Annotated in this window: 10 protein-coding genes; 7 read left to right on the top strand and 3 right to left on the bottom strand. The window is 56.1% G+C overall.

The window, feature by feature from the left end; genetic code table 11:
- Window positions 1-43 precede the first annotated feature (43 nt).
- The 3 genes from NSU14_RS26930 to NSU14_RS26920 are packed head-to-tail and all read right to left on the bottom strand — an operon-like array spanning window position 44 to window position 2,971.
- Complete coding sequence (locus NSU14_RS26930) at window positions 44-1,846, bottom strand: hypothetical protein (protein ID WP_340947865.1); 1,803 nt, start codon at window positions 1,844-1,846, stop codon at window positions 44-46.
- Window positions 1,847-1,902: 56 nt separating this feature from the next.
- On the bottom strand, window positions 1,903-2,826 hold the full coding sequence (locus NSU14_RS26925) for a hypothetical protein (protein WP_039305825.1): 924 nt from the start codon (window positions 2,824-2,826) through the stop codon (window positions 1,903-1,905).
- On the bottom strand, window positions 2,819-2,971 hold the full coding sequence (locus NSU14_RS26920; protein ID WP_156118531.1) for a hypothetical protein: 153 nt from the start codon (window positions 2,969-2,971) through the stop codon (window positions 2,819-2,821). Before NSU14_RS26920 ends, NSU14_RS26925 begins: the two co-directional genes overlap by 8 nt.
- Before the next feature lie 242 nt (window positions 2,972-3,213).
- On the opposite strand from NSU14_RS26920, the gene NSU14_RS26915 reads away from it, so the two are divergent.
- From NSU14_RS26915 to NSU14_RS26885, 7 genes are all read left to right on the top strand, one after another.
- Window positions 3,214-5,037: a vWA domain-containing protein gene (locus NSU14_RS26915; protein ID WP_340947864.1), complete on the top strand. Its 1,824-nt coding sequence runs from the start codon at window positions 3,214-3,216 to the stop codon at window positions 5,035-5,037.
- 88 nt (window positions 5,038-5,125) lie between these two features.
- Window positions 5,126-8,515, top strand: coding sequence for a tubulin-like doman-containing protein (locus NSU14_RS26910; protein WP_076247339.1), 3,390 nt, complete (start codon window positions 5,126-5,128; stop codon window positions 8,513-8,515).
- A 4-nt stretch (window positions 8,516-8,519) separates the two neighbouring features.
- A complete protein-coding gene (locus NSU14_RS26905; protein ID WP_083705691.1) occupies window positions 8,520-10,943 on the top strand; it encodes a transcription initiation factor TFIID in 2,424 nt (807 codons plus the stop codon).
- Between the two features lie 193 nt (window positions 10,944-11,136).
- A complete protein-coding gene (locus NSU14_RS26900; protein ID WP_340947863.1) occupies window positions 11,137-12,408 on the top strand; it encodes a vWA domain-containing protein in 1,272 nt (423 codons plus the stop codon).
- A 35-nt stretch (window positions 12,409-12,443) separates the two neighbouring features.
- A complete protein-coding gene (locus tag NSU14_RS26895; RefSeq protein WP_042133861.1) occupies window positions 12,444-13,079 on the top strand; it encodes a hypothetical protein in 636 nt (211 codons plus the stop codon).
- 498 nt (window positions 13,080-13,577) lie between these two features.
- Window positions 13,578-14,840: a hypothetical protein gene (locus NSU14_RS26890; protein WP_042133863.1), complete on the top strand. Its 1,263-nt coding sequence runs from the start codon at window positions 13,578-13,580 to the stop codon at window positions 14,838-14,840.
- The gene (locus NSU14_RS26885) at window positions 14,837-18,019 is read left to right on the top strand and encodes a GAP1-N2 domain-containing protein (RefSeq protein WP_340947860.1); all 3,183 of its coding nucleotides are present in this window, start codon (window positions 14,837-14,839) and stop codon (window positions 18,017-18,019) included. Before NSU14_RS26890 ends, NSU14_RS26885 begins: the two co-directional genes overlap by 4 nt.
- Window positions 18,020-18,163 lie beyond the last annotated feature (144 nt).

Below are 18,163 nucleotides of genomic sequence, written 5' to 3'. Positions count from 1 at the left end.
TTCATCTCTTGCGTCTTCTGGCATGACCGGAACATCAGCGGCATCAGGGCATCTGAATGCTTAAACTACCAATCGAATCTACATTAAAGACAGGTACATACTGCTCGCCGGCATCCGTCTGCGCATGCTCATAGCCGTTCTCGAACTGGCCGCTGGCGACAGCTAATCCGGTAACCCCGCCGGTTTCGCCTTGAAGGATCAGATAACGCCCGTTCGAGCTGGCGACCGTTCTCCCGGCAGAGTCGATGTAAATATTGCACGAGAGAGTCACCTTCTCATAAGGATGAAGCTCCAGCTGTGAAGCATCTATAGGTGTATACGTAACCTCCCGGTATATTTCCGAGAACTCATACGCGCCGTTCACCTGGCGGAAAATGGCTGTCTGCCCGTCTTGACCGTCGGCGAGATCTGTATCCGATACGCGGATGGAGCCGTCTTCTGCAATCAGCTCATAGCCGCTGCCGGCAAAGCTGAACAGCTGCGAGATCCCCTCGGGCCTAATGGTGTAGGCGGTGAACGTACGGCGCCCGTCCTCTCGGTTGCCTATAGCTGTAACTACAGGTACTTCTGAATAGACAGACAATGACTCGTCAAAAGTAAGCTCTATCAGCGCAGCCGCATCCGCAACCACATCGCCGGTGCGGGTGGAGAGGGTTCCGTCATCGCTCATATCGGCGTAGACCAGCCTGCCGCTGGCGCCCACTCCGGCCACAGCCACCTTAGCGCCATAGCGTCCGGTGACGGAGGCCGTAAGTTTATAGCTGCCCTGGACATCTCCCCCGGGCAGTAGCCGCACAGGTTCAGCGGTATTCCAGGCGAGTGTCGCAGCGGCAACCGCCTCGGAGGTGTCCTGCAGCGGATTAAGATTCCCGTAGAGCCGGATGGCTTCGGCATATTGTCCGCCCCGGACCTGGCGCGCCGCCTCGCGGAGCAGCCTGGTGGTGCTGCTGTCGATCAGCTTCAGCACTTTGGAAGATTTCAGGCCAGCTGACTCTGCATACTTGCGGTAGGCAACAGCGTGTCCGGCGAAGGCGGCGGTACGATCGCCGTCCAGGTCCTTGTTCAGGATAAGTGTGGTACTTTCCTGAACCGGATCCTCAATCCAGTCCGCTGTATAACTATGGCTTTGATAAGCCTCTTCCATAGATAAGGCGCTGTCCAGCATAGGCTGGAAGCTTCCGGCTGCCGCCAGAGCCTTCAGCCTGGCGGTGTCATGAGCTTCGAATTTCGCGGCCAGCAATTCTTCCTTGGCCCCGGCCCCGCCGTAATAGGCCTCGGGGATTTGCAGCAGGCTCCATTTGACGCTCTCTGCGCTTCCGGCGCCGGTCGTGTTATTCGCTGCGTTCTTCTGGCTCTCCGTGAGCCCGGCAAGAAACTGCTCCTTGAACTGCCGGAACCCTGCCGTCATCTTCTCCGAAATGCCTGAATCAGCGGACAGCTGGCGATAATAGACTTCATAAGGTCCTCCCGTAACCATATACTTGCTCTTCAGGCTGAGCAGGGAGGCATAACTCTCCATATATCCGGTGAAATCCTTGACCGTCAACTGGTCTTCCAGGGTTAATACCAGTCCCCTTAGGCTACTGCGTATAGCCGTTATGGGAGTGAGCTCTTTAAGCCGTGCGTTAATCTGTTCTTCCTTGTATAAGATTGCCGTATTTGCCGCTGCCAGCCGGTACTGGTTCTCGGCAGCGATGAGCTCTCCTGCAGCATACAGCCGCTCAGCCTCACGCACGGTCTGAATCTTGTCCTCTATCCCCAGAGCCTTCTGTCCCAGCAGAACCAGCATGAAGATACACAGAATGATCATAATATTCCGCAGGGTTAATGCTTGTTTGATCGTCATATAGTATAGCCCCTTTATTCGGATATAAGGATTGCGCGTGCTGCCAGCTATCATCCTTATACTTCAGGGTCCCACCGGTACTTGAGCTCGCGGATTTCCGCCACCTTGGCATCCAGGCCGTTCCACGGCTCATAGGGGTTCGCAGCAATCAGCCGGGATAAGCGCAGGAAGCGGTCCTTGGGCAGCTCCTGTACATATCTTCCGATCAGCCCGGAATAGAGCAGTGCATAACGCTTCAGGCGTACCGCTGCCCCGGCAACGACAGTCAGAATAGCCAGCCCTTTGTCCATTTCGAGAATCTGCACTTCGTAGTTCTTAACATAGCGGAGGGTGCGGTCTTTAATCAAATCGGGCCGGACCTTGGCGATTTCACCGATATATTCAGCGAGCAGCGGCTCGAAGTCCTTCAGCAGCAGCTGTTCCAGCTCCAGAACCATGTCCTTGCGCAGCTGGAAGCCGTGCAGCAGGGCTACGCGCTGGCGGGAGATCCGGTCTCCGCGCAGCAGAATGGAGATCTCGCGGAGCTTCTCATAAGCGAGGACATCATTCTCGCGGAGGACGGATACTGCCTCCTGGCGGTTAAGCTCCAGATCTTCCTTAATTCTGAGGATGTTCCGGCCCAGCAGCTCATTAAGGGCATACAGATTTTCGTTCTGCCGTACTTTTCGCTGCGTATAGTAGACCAGTCCGGCTATCACGATGCCGCCGGCACCGCTTAGCGCCATCTGCTGCAGGCTTTGGCCGAAATAAACCGAAGCCAGAGTCAGCAGGAGGATGAGCAGCAGCCGGGTATGCATCTTGCGCCCGGCAATGGATACCGCCTGCTTCTCCACGGGAGTCAGTGAGGCACGGCCGCAGCGGGTGCAGCGTTCCTCGCCCAGGGCGGTGTAACGCCCGCAGCGGCGGCAGATACGGAGCTTCTCATAAGAATAGCGGGGAGCCTTGAACGGCCGGAAGGTAACAGGTTTCTTCTTACTCACGGGTAGAGTCGCCTCCGTTCAGTGCAGCAAGGAGCCGCTCGTCTATGTCCTCACGGGTAAGCGGCTTCCGCTGGCGTGAAGCGTATAAGGAGATCTGAATAACGGCATAGAGGAACGTTACTCCGAGTATGACGTATGTAATCATGGAACTCTTCCTTTCTCTCTGGTTACGGTCTTTTAATCAAATATTCAGGAACACGGCGTATACTTAGAATAATCCATCCGCTTCAAGATGGCGATTCTACCAGACGGGAGTGCCGGTCCAGCGGTCACTATGTTGATGTTTACAAGGTTTAATTATATCATAATGGCATACTATTTACAGAATTTAGCTATGCTGCCGGATTTGCCAGATCCGCCGAATTTAACACAAGAGGAGCCCTATTTATGCTTCGTACACACCGTAACCCCAGAACGATCAAGAATAGACTGCAGCGCATTTTTCCTGTATTGCTGCTGATCCTATGCATCGCTGTCCTGCCTTTCGGAGGCGCAGCGGCCAGTGCTGCTTCTGCGGCGCCGTCCCATATTGATGCTGTACTGCTGATTGATGTCAGCAACTCGATGAACAAGAGCGACAAGAACAAGATCGCGAATGAAGCGATGAAGATGTTCATAGATATGCTGTCCACGCAAGGAGACAAGGTGGGGATCGTTGCCTACACCGACAAGGTGCAGCGCGAGAAGGCCCTGCTTGGCATCACCTCTGCCGGGGACAAACAGGATTTGAAGGATTTCATCGACGGGCTGAACCGTGGACCCTACACGGATATAGCGGTCGGAATGGAAGAAGCTGTGAAGGTGCTAGAGAACGGCAGTGATCCTGGCCATGAGCCGATGATCGTGATGCTGGCCGACGGCAACAATGATTTAGATGAAGCCAGCGGCGCTACGCAGGCCCAGTCCGATCAGGAACTGAAGGCCGCTGTAGAAACTGCGAAGCAGAAGGGGTACCCGGTGTATACGATCGGGCTCAATGCGGATGGTAAGCTGAACAAGGATATTCTGTCTAATCTGTCCGATCAGACAGGCGGCAAGGCATTCACAACGGATTCCGCGGATGATCTTCCGCAGATTCTCAGCGAGATTTTTGCCAGCCATCTGAAGCTGAAGGTCGTGCCGGTGCCGTCGATTACGGCGAATGGCGACTATCAGGAAGTGACGGTCAATGTGCCGAACGGCAGTGTACTGGAAGCGAATATTTCAATAATGTCCTCGCAGCCTGTAACCGCGAAGCTGAGTGATCCGTCAGGGAAGGAAGTAGCGATTCCCTCGGATGCTGTGCTGCTGTCCAAGTCTTCTACCTACACGCTGATCAAGCTGCTCTCGCCGGAGCAGGGAGACTGGAAGCTCCAGGTCAAGGGTGTGGCGAAGGACAAAATTGATATCAATCTGGTATTCAACTATGATCTGGAGCTTAAGATCGATGCGCTGCCTTCCCAGTCCTACCGCAAAGGCGACACCGTCGATATCTCCTCGCATCTGTTCAGCAACGGTGCTGAGGTTACAGAGAGCAGCTTGTACCAGGAGATGAAGGCAGTGCTGCTGGCTACGGATGTCGATACGGGGACTGTGGAGGAGATTGCGCTCGACAATTCAGGTGCTGAGTTCAAGGGTGCTTTTGAAATAAAAGACAATCATGCCTATGAACTTAAGGTGCGGGCCGAAGAGAGCAGCTTCTACCGCGAGAGCGATGTGCTGACAATCAACGCCAAGACGGGAACGGTGGCTACAAGTCCTCCGGCCACGGGGGCAGGCACTGGTGAAGAACCGGTTACGGATCAGAAGTCCCCGAACACTCTTTACTATATTATAGGCGGGATTGTACTCCTGCTGGCTGCCGCCGCCGCATTCTGGCTGCTGCGCCGCAGATCAAACCGCGGTTTTGTCGGACAGCTGGTTGTGGAAGTGCTGGACGGCAATACCGGAGAGAAGACCTATCCGCAGTACAAGAAGCTTGCAGGCTTCCGCGGCAAATTCACATTGCATCAGCTGCTGCAGCTGGCGCCTGAACTGAAGGAGAGCGAGAAGCTGGTCTTCACTCCGGGGAACAATGACCGGCTGATGCTGCGCGGAGGAGAAGGAATCTCCGTGGAGCGGTCAGGGCGTGCCGCCGATACCTCGCGGGGCCTTGAGATGAAGAGCGGTGACCGTGTATCGGTCTCCCTGCAGACGGTAGACAAGACGATATTACTCGAATATTTGATATAACAGCAGACTAAGCGTAAGCTTCCGAAGTGAATTTTGAACGAGCATGTTCAGGAAGAAGTGCTACGCATAACTTTTAGGAGGATAACCTATGAAACCGGTAGTAAGAGAACATATTCAGCAGCTCGATGTATCGCTTGGCGGAGGGATCGTCAGCGACAAAATAAGAGTGGACACCATAGACAACCCGATTCTGATTATCGGACTTGGCGGCACGGGCATCGATGCCCTGCTGCGCTTGAAATACCAGATTAACCGCCGCTTCAAGCTGCCTGAGGATCCATTGTCCAAGAAGAAACGGGATAAGCCCGACAATGTGGAATTCCTGGCGTTCGAGACCAATGAACAGGACCGCGGCAAAAAATATAAAGGCATCGGCCTCGACCCGCAGAATGAATTCGTGCTGCTGGCCAACGCCGAGATCGGCGGACTGCTGCAGAACCGCAGCATTCTTGATTCGTACATTACAGACTGGCTGTCGCCGGAGCTGAGTATCACAGACGGGATGAACGGAGCCGCCGGGGTGCGCCAGGCCGGACGACTGCTGCTGTTCACGAAGATTAATCAGGTCGTGGCTGCAATTGATAAGAAGATCAAGACACTGTCGGTCGGCACCAGCAAGAAGCTGATGGTTTTCCTGCTAACCGGCTTGTCCGGCGGAACAGGCAGCGGTGCCTTTCTGGATATTGCCTACATTGTCCGGGGGATTATTGAACGTGACTATGGCGCTGCCGGAATCGACCGCGTGAATACGCTGGGTTACCTGTTCACCCCGGATGTGAATCTGGCGAACAAGAGCCTCAGCGAGCACACCCGCGAGTATATCCGCAAGAACGGTTATGCTGCGCTCAAAGAGCTGGATTACTGGATGAATGTGGACAGCCGGGGAGAACGGTTCCGCCAGCAGTACGGCAATATTCTGAGCGTTAATTCGCCGCTGCCGCCGTTCAATCTGTGTCATCTCATCTCGGCGACGAATACGGAAGGCAAGCTGCTGGAGAATGCCTATGATTACTGCATGAATGTAACGGCTGAGAATATCACCAACTTCATGGCCAGCGAGGAAAAAGCCTCCGGCGAGGAATTCGCCATCCATGACTATATCAGCAACATCCGCACCAACATTGCACAGATGAACAAGACGTATCCTGCGAATTATGAATACAACATTATCGGCGCTTCCTCGGCGGTGCTGCCGATTGAGGAAATGACCACATATCTGGCCTTCCGCCTCTTCGACAAGATGGACAAGATGTTCCATCACGCCCCGGGGCAGGAGGATGTGGAGAAGATGGCACGCAAGCTCGGCATTGATCTCGATACAATGATCAAGACCTTCGAGTCCCGTGTGCCTGAGCCGCTGCCCGGCTATCAGAACAGTGAGCGCCTCAGCCATGCCAATGTGGTCAAGAACCAGGTGGTCAGCATGGATACGGAGCTGGAACAGAACTTCCTCGCCCGTGCGCGGGAAGAATACATCAAAGCGAAGAAGCAGCTGCCGGGCGAAATCACCGGACGTTTCGGCGAGGAGCTGGAGCGGATCTTCCTGCATCCGGAGCAGGGGCCGTTCTATGTATCCCGGCTGCTCTACACGGAGAAGGGCTTCTGTATCCTGAAGCTGATCCAGTCGTATATTGAAGCGCTGCGGGAGAGCCTGCTCCGTCTGCCGCGTGATATCGAGACGGCGCAGGACAGTGCAGAGGAGAAGCTGGGCGATGCGCGCAGCGCTTTTGTCTCCAAGGAGAAGAAGAAGAACGCCTATATCGAAGCCAAGATCAATGAATACTGGCTGCATGCCGATGTGGAGCGCACAGAGCAGATGATCCAGTTCTACGAGGATCTGTACGAGCTTCTGAATGAAGAGAACAGCCGGATCTACGGCGTATTCACAGAAATTCTGACGGCGCTCAGCTCAATCTTCGAGAAGAATGGCGACATTCTGATCAATGGCGAAGAGCAGGCTGATCATAAGGGCAACAAAACCTACTATTGGAATATCGTCAATGTGCCGGATATTTCGGCAACCATCTCCAAGGTGATGGACCAGAAGGACGGCGACGATCTGATCCGTGATTTCACACGCGAAATGCTGAAGCATTCCGGACGCTGGGTCAAAGAGCAGGAGATTGATATCGTCCGTTCGATCTCTGAATTCCTCAGCGACAAGTTCGGTGATCTCATTACCCGTTCAATGGAAGATTTCCTGGTGATGAAATACGGGCGCGAGGAGCCGCTGGATAAGTTCGTTGAGCGGATTATCGCCGGACGTCTGGATGAAGATGCGGTGCCGATTTTCCACCTCAGCAACAGTTCCGGCAGTCTGCACTTCCCGTCTTGGGGCTTCGTATCCGTGCCGGTGAAGGCGCCGGGTATTCTGAAGGGAATCCGCAATTATCAGAACAATGCGCTCGGCAAATCGCAGTTCACGATCAAGGAAAGCCAGGTTAAGAACCGGATTTTCTGGCTCAATACACGTAACGGAGTACCGCTGTTTGTATATACACCGCTGCGGGTGTTCGAGGAGAACTATGAACGGACCATCCTGGACAAGGAAGGCATTGGCCGCCATCTGGTGATGACCGACAAGGATAACTGGACCTACCTGCCTTCCCCGATTCCGGAGAAGTCATGGGGCGATACCTACGTGAATGCACGGGTCCGTGATTATAATGCCAGAGTGCGTGCGGATTTCTTGCGTGCCCTGGAGGCTGGTGTAATTATCGAGAAAGGCATCGACGAGAATACGAGCAGCCGCTTCTCGGTCATCTTCACGAAGCCGTTTGATCTGGATAAAATGCTAAGCGGCTATGATCTGCAGCTTGGCTCCTCGCGTCCGAATCTGGGCGAAGTGAGAAAAGCCGCTGAAGAGCTCAAAGCGCTGCGCTCGGGCGGCCTGGAACGTGAAGGAATTAAGGACATCTTCGGCAGCATCAACCGTGAACTGGCCCAGGAGAACCTGATCCGCTCACCGCAGCTGATTGCCCGTGTCCGTGAAGAGCTGGCGAAATACGACGTATTGTCGGCCAAGGCAGCGGAACTCGAAGTGCTGGTCCACCAGCATCTGGATGAAGACAAGTGGATCGACCAGTTCATCGAGGCGCTGTACACCGATACCATCACCAAAAAAGGTGCGCTCTATGTCTATGACCGTGACGAGGACGAAGATGCCTGGGAGCCGTTCGCGAACCTGATGAAGGAACGCAGCTATGTGGAGTATGCCGTCTACCGCCATTTCCGTGCGCTGGATGAGAAAAGCCGCAGTCTCCTGCTGCGCAAGGCGGCACGCCGGGCCGGAGAGATGACGGCGGCGGAAGATGTGACTCCGCTGCTGTATAAGCTGGAAGGGATGTATGTATCGTTCCTGGAGGCGCGCGACAGCCTGGAATATGAGCGGGTAGAGCATGCGAACGGCGATGAAATGTACGGCTTCTACAAGAGCCTGACCGGCAAGCTCGGCAGCATCCGCAGAAAGCTGAAGTAAGCCTATGATCAGAGATCAGGCCTTACAATATTCAGAGCAGTACGCTGCGCAGGAGGAAGCGCAGCATAACAAGGGGGATGGGCGCAGCAGCATCCATTACCCTGCTCTGTTTCTGTTCCTCGGCGACAAGGTGACCCCGGCCATCGGTCCGGTGCTGGAGCGCTGCGAGCGCAAATGGGACAATGCAGGCGGTGTCATGGCGCTGCACGCGGGTTCTCCCAGCGGCAGCGGCAGTACGCAGGAGAAGGATGGAATCAAGGGATGGATCGGCAGCGGTAACAGCAGCGTTCATGAACGCGTGTTGCACATGGCCCTGCCGAACACGGCGGGCCGTGATCCCCGGACGGTCCGGCGGGAGCTGTACCGTGAATTTCATGAGGACAGCCAGTACCTGGCCGGGATGAACCGGACGCTGCGCCAGTTAAGCAACAGCATAGCAGACTACGGACGGCTGTATTCTTCGTTCGATGTCATCCATCTGTCCATCGTTACGCGGGTCGATGATCCGCTTAATGTGCTGCTGCCGGAGGTTGCACTGCTGGCCCGCGCCATCCTCAGCCAGTCATTCAAGTCGGTGCAGACCGATCTGTATGCGCTGATCAACGAGCGGGAGCAAGGGGATAACTTTGGCTATTCCAGCTCGGTAGGGCTGGCTTTTCTGCGTGAGCTGGACGGGATGCAGGCGGCAGACTACGCCTTAAGTGCTCCGCTTCTGGTTACGGAGGAAGGGCTGTCTATCCCCGTGGGCCATGGTCCTTCCGCGTTGTTCGATCTGGTCTATCTGCTCTCCGACAAGAACGAGCGCGGACTGATGTCCGTTCACGGGATGGACGACAATTATGAGATTATTGCCCATATCAGCCTGCTGAAGAACCGTGTCCGGCCTGCGGCTGATCATGCTTCCGGGCATGGCGGCTACAATAATATGACCTTCAAAAGCGGCATCCGGGGCAGCACGGGCAGACAAGGCTATGCTTCGGCCGGTTTCTCGGCGGTACGCAGGCCGAACCGGCAGATTGCACTGGCGGTGCTCTACCATGCCCTGCATTACCTGGCTGAGAAGCTGCGTGCCGGCAACAGCCGGAGCCTTAAGGAACGGCAGGCGCTGCTGGGCCTCGGAGCGGATTCCCTGCGTGCCCGCGCGGCGGAACTGCTGCCGGATGACACCGGCCTTGCGGAGATGACCGGGCTGATGAGCCATGGACGCCCGTCCTACTCGGAGCTCAGAGCGCTGTCGCTGCGCGAAGCCGAGGAGCTGCTCTTCGGCGAAGGCGGGCAGGCCTATTTCCGCAGCAACTTTGCGGAAGTGTCCGCAAGAAGGACTGCGGCCATCGACCCTGCCCGGGAGTGGGCCGGCGTTCTGGCCGCCGAGGAGCAGGCAACTCCGCCGGTGACCTTCTATCAGCTCGCAGAATGGACCGCTGAGCTGGCAGAGGGCGGAGGGAGTGTGCTTCATGCCCTGCGCCAGCATATGGGCGGACTGCGTTCGGCACTGCTCTCTGCGCAGGAGGAGCTGGAACGGCTCTATGCGGAGAGTGTAGAACGCCAGCCGTTCCAGCGGGTGCCGCTGCTGGATAAACGGACTGTGCGTAATTTCATTCATTATTTATTTGATACCGTATATGGTAAGAAATATGAGATTCTCCGGCTCGAAAGCGAGCTTGCCCTCTGCCTCCGCTATGATGCGGCGCTTGAGCAGCTGCATGCGGACAGCAGAGCCAAGGTCCTGGCGATGGAAGCGCTGGAGGAGGAGCTGCATAGCCTGGCCCTTGCCAGCATCGGCCGCAGCAAGGACACCGTGGACCAGAACATCATGGAATATTACCGCAGCGTGACGGAAGAGGTCATGAAGGATATCGAGACCCGGCGCGGCGGAGATATCTTCTTCAGTGAGCGGTTTATGGGCAGCCTCTCAGAGCTGCTGCGGCGCGGCCGCGATGCTGTAGCTGAGCGGCTGATTGAGATTTGCCACCGGGAGCTGCTGACGGCGGGGCCGTTCACGCTTCCGTTCGAGGAAGAGCTGCTGCGGCGTGCCAATGTCGCGGCGGCCTATGAGAACCGGGACATTGTCTCCAAGGAGGAGCTGTTCAAGCAGCTCTACCGCAGTCTCGAAGAGGAGGCGGCAATGAATGTCCGCCTGTTTGAATATACGCAGGAGCACCGGCATGAGGAGAAATACTTTTTCGGCGACAGTGCCTCCGAATTCCTGCGCTATGCCTTCGGTGCCGACGAGACCACCCGCATCTACCGCTTGGGCTTCGTGCATGAGCAGCGCAGGAGCGGAGTGGAGAAGCTGAATCTGATGGGCGGCTTCCACCTGGAGGATCTGCTCTATTACCGCAACGGCAAGGTATATTATGAGACCTATGCGGGCAACGGCTATGAGCTGCACGGTCTTGCTGAGGAGCAATTGCCGGAGATGAGATGAGGACAATGTTCTCTCATTCTGCTGCAGGAAGTGCAATAGAATGAAATTTCAGATCCTTTTTCCGGGAATCTGTTGTACAGAATGCATCAGAATAGAATTAGTAGCCTATTCACCCTGCAGTTGAAACTCCAGCACTACAGCGCCGGCTTCAAGCGCATTATTATTAAGTTTTTTCCGGAAAGGATGAATATTAATGCAGCGTAAAATCAATCTCCTCCTGCTCCTCTTCAGTCTGCTGGGCGGCGGTGTGGCTTTTGTGCTTGGAGAGCTGCTACTGGACCGCAGGCCGTATGACCTGCCGTCGATTGTACTGGTTGGGATCTATTTTGCCCTTGTCGCGCTCTGTGTCTCGATAGGCAGCGTGGTTGCCGAGACGATCTCGCCCAAGCTGAATGGCCAGTCCTGGAAGCTACGTTATCTCGGCACGTCATGGAAAATGCTTCCGCTGGCAGTGGTGCTGCTGTTTGGCATAGGTACGCTGACCGAGTTCGTGTATGAACTGAACTTTGGCGGCATCAAGCCGGTCAAGAATGTCATCATGGTCATTGATGATTCCGGCAGCATGCTGGAAAGCGACCCCAATAACAGCCGCTACGAAGCAGCCAGAGCACTGGTGCAGCAGCTGGATGAAGACAACAAGGTGGCCGTGGTCACGTTCAGCCATGAGGCTTCCGTAGTCCAGCCGCTGATCCCGCTCTCGAAGGCGGAGAACCGCCAGAAGGTGTCGGATGTAATCAGCAGCCTGGTGACTACCGAGGGCGGAACGAATATCAGCGGGGCTCTTACAGAAGCGATGAATGTCATCAATGAAGACGGGGCGGACCGCGGAGCGATGGTCATTCTGTTATCTGACGGCTTCAGCCAGTTTGATACGTCAACGGAGCTGACCGCATTTGTAGACCGCGGCATTGCGGTCAATACCATCGGGCTTGCCCTGGATGATCCGTCCGGCTCCAATCTTCTGCAGGATATCGCCAGCGTGACTGGCGGCCAGTATTATGATGTTACAGATGCGAATCGGCTTGGCGAGGTATTCCAGCAGATCTATGACCGTCTGGGCGACCGGACCCTGCTCACCGAGCGCAGTGATAGGGCAGCAGACAGTCCTTATTATGCTGTAGTGCGGATTCTTGCGTTGATCCTGATTGGTACCGCACTGGGCCTCGGGCTTGGCATTATATTCGATAACCGCCATCTGGCCCGCAGCTTCAGCTTCGGAGGCGCATTATCCGGGCTCGCTGCCGGACTGATTCTCGAATTCGGTCTCAACGGGGATACGGTTACAGATCCAATGATCCGCCTGCTGGCACTGCTGGTGCTCGTTGCTATTCTTACATTGTTTACTTATGTAGTACCTGTAGGGGAAGGGCGCCTGTCCCGCAAGGGGAGAGCCGCCGGAGCTGCGGCCGCACCTGCGGACGGATTCCCTCCGCCGCGCCGGAACCGCGGCAGTAAGGGATTCTGAGTCCGATGGTTACCTAATGAAAGGAGCATGTTGCCATGAAGTACGCCGAGGTTGATTCTGGTGCACCGGTTATAGCCGAAGTGGTATCCAGAGTGGAAGACCGGTTCTGCACGCTGCGGTGGCGCTGGCCGGATGGCGTGCAGGCGGTATGTATTCATAAAGCCTCTGCGGAGGCACCGGAGGATGAGGAACATCCGCCTTCCGGCATGAAGCTCTACACACGTGAAGAGTACAAAGCGAATAACGGTTACCGTGACCGGCTGGATGAGATCGGGCTGGTGGCGTATACCATCTATGCCCGGCTGGCCGGGAACGGGGAGACGCTGCTGGTGCGTCAGCGGGACGGTGCCAACAAGACACTGGTAAGCGCGGGCAAAGCGAGAATCTATTATTCCGTCCAGCACAAAAAGGGCCTGTTTAGTAAGCTGAAAACCGTGCATATGACAATTACCGCTGAGGTGCCTGTACCGAAGGAAGTACTATGCTACGTGAAGAAGCGGGATGGCCATCCCGCCTCCAGGGAGGACGGGGCGCTTTTCCCGTTCGTGCAGGATTTCGCCCCCGGACGAAATCAGCTTCCGCCGATTGAGGTCGGCAAAGACGACTTCATCCGGATCTTTTTCACGGACGGCCGCAAGTACGGTTTATATTACGAGCTGGTGCCGGAGTGACCGGCCGGCAGGGTGTAAGGAATATTAGTTGGAGCGCGGAGCTCAGCCGGATACGTCCAGATATGGAATAACTGTATTTCATACAGCTAAAGTGGCAGATTTCTGCTGTACGGGATGTTTAATTGTATTTTGTACATCTATATCCCGGGAAAAGCCTCTAATCATGCTCTCTGCTCCGGTATAGTTGCACGAACTGCAGCTATTCGGACGCAAGCGGGCGGAAACGGTAATATAGCTGTACAAAGTGCAGTTATATGCGCTCCAAGAACCGCGTACAAACGGAATGCCGGGGAAGTGCAGTGTGTAAGGCCGGAGAAATTAAGCGAGCGGACCGTCTGCGCTCAGATATAGAAGCAAATTTGTGCGATACCCGTTTTGCGAGCAGCTCGTTCGTTGAGCAGCTGTTGCGGCAAAACTTTAGGCGTATGCTTTCGAAGCCAGTTTTGTCAGCCGCCCATTTACCTGAGCTGCCGGACAAAACGTTGAGGAGGAAGAGAAATGTCTTTTTTTAGCCGCTTCATGAAGAAGAATCAGGCCCCGGCAAGGCCGCTGTATTATGATATCGTCTGCCCGTACTGCTTCTCCCGCTTTGAGCCGGAGGAAGTGGTGTTCCGGGCCATGCACAGCCGTGAGGATGACGAGAATTATGCGCTGGGCGAAGATGATCTGCTGAATAAGTACCGTGAGCGCTTCGGCCTCGATACGGTAGACGATCTGGAAGCGATACTGAACCCGGCGGATATTCCGGAGGAGTATCATCATTATACGGACCATGTGCTGACCGGAATCACCGACCGCTATGGCGTGCTGACCCGCAGACGGCTATGTCCGTCCTGCCATAATGAGCTGCCTGTAACGGCGGGCAAGGTGCCGAGCAATATTATCTCGATTATCGGCGCTTCCCAGGTAGGGAAGTCGGTGTATATGACCTCGCTGATTCATACGCTGCAGCATACGACAGCGGGACATTTTGACGCGGCTTGTATGCCGCTGAATGCCGAGATCAGCCGCAAATTCCGCACCCTGTACGAAGAGCCGCTGTTCGAGCGGGGAGATCTGCTCGCTTCTACCCAGAAGGAGAAGATGCAGGAGCCGTTCATTTTCCAGTTCGTGTTCAAGGATGAATCCAAGCCCCCGCTGACGCTGGTGTTCTTCGATGTTGCCGGTGAAGGGATGGTCGATCAGGACTATCTGGGCCTGCACGGCCAGCATATCAAGAACTCCGCAGGCATTCTGTTCATGGTCGATCCGCTGCAGATCCGCTCCATCCGCGAGAAAATCCGCATCAACTTCGGCGACCGTCCGGGCGAGTGGGTGTCGCAGTACGATGAGCCGCGTGATGTTGTGCTGACCATGTTCGGCGACTTCATCGCTTATCAGGAGAAGAGCAAAACCAATATTCCAACGGCCATTGTACTGGCCAAAAGCGACATGCTGCACTCACTCAAGGATGAGGATGGCGATTACATCAAGTCCAACAGCAACGTGTTCAACAACTATGTGCACCGCAACACGCTGAATCTGGACGAGTTCCACAACATCGACGGTGAAATCCGCCGCTTTATCGAGAAGGTCGACCGTCCGTTCAAGGATACGATGGATGTGTACTTTGCCAACACCGGTTACTTCGCGGTATCTGCGCTGGGCAGCAATCCGGTCAATCAGAAGGTGGAGGGTGTCGTCAGTCCGATCCGTGTGGACGAGCCGTTTATCTGGCTGCTGCACAAGCTGAATTATATTGAGGGGAGCGACGGGCCGTGAACAGATTTTCAGGGTCCATGATCACCCAGCAGATGTATACCCGCGAGCGCCGCGGCGTTTACCGGGCGACAGAGGGATTCGATACGGTAGCGAAATCGGAGAGTCTCGACAATAATTTTGTCAAAAAAATCCTGCATCCCTTCTGCCTCTACGATGCTCCGGCCGAGCTCGCGGCACGCGGTGAGAAGGATGAGGAGCTGTATCCTGACGCGCTGCATCTGTTCCATACGGAGAGCAATGAGACAGTGATTGGCCTGAGCCGCTATCTGGCGGCGGATTTCACGGGGCAGCGGAGCGCTTTTTTTGCCCATAATTTCGTGGTGCCGCCTATCCGCTCGGAGGAGATTGTTGAGGGGTATGGGGAATGGCTGCATGCCGGCTTCGCCCGGAGTTATGAGGGAGAGCCGGGCGGAACACTGCCTGAACTGGAGTCTATTCCAGTCGGGGTCCGTGAAGAGTCTGCAGACCCGCTGACCGTACTTCGCAGCCTCGGATTCACCGAAGAGCTGTTCAAAGCCCTGCTTCAGGCGGTCATGCTGTCCGTAGCCGGCAAGAAGAAGATCTATGTAGCGCTGGATGTACCGATCAGTGAGTTGTCGCAGCGTGCGGTGGAGCTGACGGAGGTCCTCTATGCTTCAATGCCGCATGACTTCCGCCGCAGGCTGGGAGTGATCACTTATGCCAAAGAGCCGCAGAGCCGCAAATATATTCACCTGACCTTTGTGGAGAAGGGCTCGCTGCGCCCGGGGGACCGGAGTATTGAGAAGGATTATATTTTTGATCTGGCAGGCGCGCGGATTCTGAATGCCGATTTCGGGGAGTCCCGGCAGACGTATGCAGACCTGGCCTGGAAGACGCTGGGGCAAAAGGGCGGGAGTCTCAGAGATTTCGCCAGATTCGCCGACTCCCTGCTGCTTGGGGAGAGCGTGGACCGCAAGCTGTCGCTGGCACTCTACAATGAGCTGGCTGTCTTTTATGAGATTGAGCAGGGCAATGAAGATTTATATACTGGGAACAAGAACGCTGTGCTCGGCGGTCTGCTGTCCTATCTGAAGCCGGAGGGGGCGCTGGAATCCCGGGTGCGGCTGAATGATATGTTCCTGGAGCGGTTCGACCGTGAGTATGATCTGATCCGCAAAAAAGGGATACCGGCGCCGGAGATTCTGGAGTGGTTCAAGGAGTATTTTGCGCTGCCGGGCCATAATTACCGGGTCAAAATTGTGGATTACTTCATCAACGGAATGCTGAACTGCCAGTCGGCGGGACGTGAGGATGCGCTTGCTGCCGCTTACGGTATTATTGAGGGCAACGATGAGCTTAGTGCGGCCTTCTTCAAAAGAGTGCTGGCCCAGCCTATCTTCCGCAAAGCGCTGCTGGAGCCTTATATGGAATCCCGGCTGGCTGACGCGCCGAAATCGGCGGATATTCTGCGGTTCGTGGCGCATTGGGGCCGTTTCCTGCCGGAGGCGCTTCAGCAGGCTTTCGTGCGCGATACCGTCAAGGAATATCTGCTGGAGAAGCTGCAGCGGGACAATGATCCGGTGGCGGCGGTGGCATCGGTTCATGAGTCGGTGCAGAAGGCCGAGAAAGAACGCCGCAGAGGCGGCGGTGTACATCCTGAAGCGCTGTCACTGCTGCAGGAGCTGGGAACCGTTGCCGACCGCTTCCTGCTGAACCGGATCTCGCTGGACGAGCTGACGATGGAGCAGCTGCTGGAGATTTCCTTCCTGCGCTACCGGGATACGGCGGATTGGCAGCCGCCTCTGGATGCAATCGCTAAGCGTAAAGCGAATGCGCTGCGCGCTGCGTACCGCTGGTTCGGGGAGGAGAAGCCGGACGAGGAGATTTTCGCCGGTCTGTCTCCCCGGGAGCTGGATGATGTACAGCTGCTCGGAGGACGCTGGCTGAAGGAGTCGCGGAGCATCGAGCCGTTCGAACGGCTGCCGCTGGCCTTCTACCACAGCAGTGAACGTGAGGGCGGTCCGCTTGATTACGATGCGCTGCTGGAGCTGGTGGCACGCAAAGCGGGCAATGATAAGGAAACGGTTTACCGTTTCCTGGCCTGGTCGCAGCATAACCGGCTGTTCACCATCTCGAGCAAGAAGCTGTGGCCGAATTACCGGCGGGCGGTGCTGAAGTATTTCCTGAAGAACGACCGCGAGGCGTTCAAGAACCGTGATTTCCGCAAAAGCTATAGCTCGGCTGCAACGCCCGCCATGCAGAATGTCTATAATGAAGCCCGCTCCCAGCTGGCTTCGCCGCTGGCGCGGTGGGTCAGCCGCAGCCGATTTCAGATCCTGATCTCCGGCAGCGTGCTTGGGATCGTACTGATCATAGCCATCATCGCTATCAGCTGGCTGCGGCCGGATGCGGATACCGCTGCACCGCAGCCGACTGTGAGCCCGATTCGGGGTGATATCCACAATGCGGATGGGCAAGAGCAAGGCCCGGTCTCTGTACGGCTGGTTGGCGGAGTGGCAGGTGCCGGGACAAGCACAGGAACCGGAAATGGTGGAACAGAAGGTACCGGGAATGCTGGCGGGGCTGAAGGCGGCGGGGAGGCAGGCAGCGGGAATGCTGGCGGGGCTGAAAGCAGCGGGGAGGCAGGCGTCAAGCTGGTGTTCAGCTTTGCCTCTGTGGCGGAATGCTCCGCCTTTAACCCGGCGGAGATCATCGTGATGTCCGGTAATAACGTTGCGGACACTTACAAGGTTGCAGCAACTGCGAGCAGTTGCCTGGCCGCCGGAGTTGACGGCGGTGCGAATGGGGATGCAGCCGCTGGAAATAGCGGCGGCTTTGATAAAGCCGAAGCCTCCCCGGCGGCGGGTGCATCGGGCGCCGGAAATGACGGCGGCTCTGATGAGGGAGCCGTCGGGACTGACGGCGGGGCGACCGGAAATGCAGCCGCTGGAAATAGCGGCGGCTCTGATGAAGCCGAAGCCTCCCCGGCGGCGGGCGCATCGGGCGCAGGAACACCTGCGCGCGTATATGAAGTGACGGTGGAGCTGGAGCCGGGCGCAAAGCTGGCCGCGGGTGATGTGATCACTGCGGGAATCTATACGCTGAAGCTACAGGCTAGTCCGGGGAGCATTCTGGGAAGTACCCCGAGCACTACTCCGGAGACTACACCCGGCCCCGGCCCCACTCCTTCCGCCAGCCCGGACACGGATGCGGAATGATTGGGTGAGAGCCTGAATTGGGCGAAGCCGGATGTAAGAGAAGTCCGGCATTTCATCAACGGTGCTTCCGCGTAAGCTGGCAGAGAGGTCATTGTACTTTGTACACTCAAATCAGGAATAATCAGCCCTATTATGCGTTCTATT

Source organism: Paenibacillus sp. FSL R10-2771 (assembly GCF_038000205.1).
In the GTDB taxonomy this organism is placed as follows: Bacteria; Bacillota; Bacilli; order Paenibacillales; family Paenibacillaceae; genus Paenibacillus_AQ; species Paenibacillus_AQ phytohabitans.
The sequence above is the reverse complement of the archived record's forward strand: the minus strand, read 5'-3'. Positions and strand labels throughout refer to the sequence as shown.

Excerpts from the sequence above, each read along its gene's own strand:
- NSU14_RS26930 (WP_340947865.1), bottom strand. The coding sequence starts at position 1,846 with ATGACGATCAAACAAGCATTAACCCTGCGGAATATTATGATCATTCTG.
- NSU14_RS26920 (WP_156118531.1), bottom strand. The coding sequence starts at position 2,971 with ATGATTACATACGTCATACTCGGAGTAACGTTCCTCTATGCCGTTATT.
- NSU14_RS26915 (WP_340947864.1), top strand. The coding sequence starts at position 3,214 with ATGCTTCGTACACACCGTAACCCCAGAACGATCAAGAATAGACTGCAG.
- NSU14_RS26910 (WP_076247339.1), top strand. The coding sequence starts at position 5,126 with ATGAAACCGGTAGTAAGAGAACATATTCAGCAGCTCGATGTATCGCTT.
- NSU14_RS26905 (WP_083705691.1), top strand. The coding sequence starts at position 8,520 with ATGATCAGAGATCAGGCCTTACAATATTCAGAGCAGTACGCTGCGCAG.
- NSU14_RS26900 (WP_340947863.1), top strand. The coding sequence starts at position 11,137 with ATGCAGCGTAAAATCAATCTCCTCCTGCTCCTCTTCAGTCTGCTGGGC.
- NSU14_RS26895 (WP_042133861.1), top strand. The coding sequence starts at position 12,444 with ATGAAGTACGCCGAGGTTGATTCTGGTGCACCGGTTATAGCCGAAGTG.
- NSU14_RS26890 (WP_042133863.1), top strand. The coding sequence starts at position 13,578 with ATGTCTTTTTTTAGCCGCTTCATGAAGAAGAATCAGGCCCCGGCAAGG.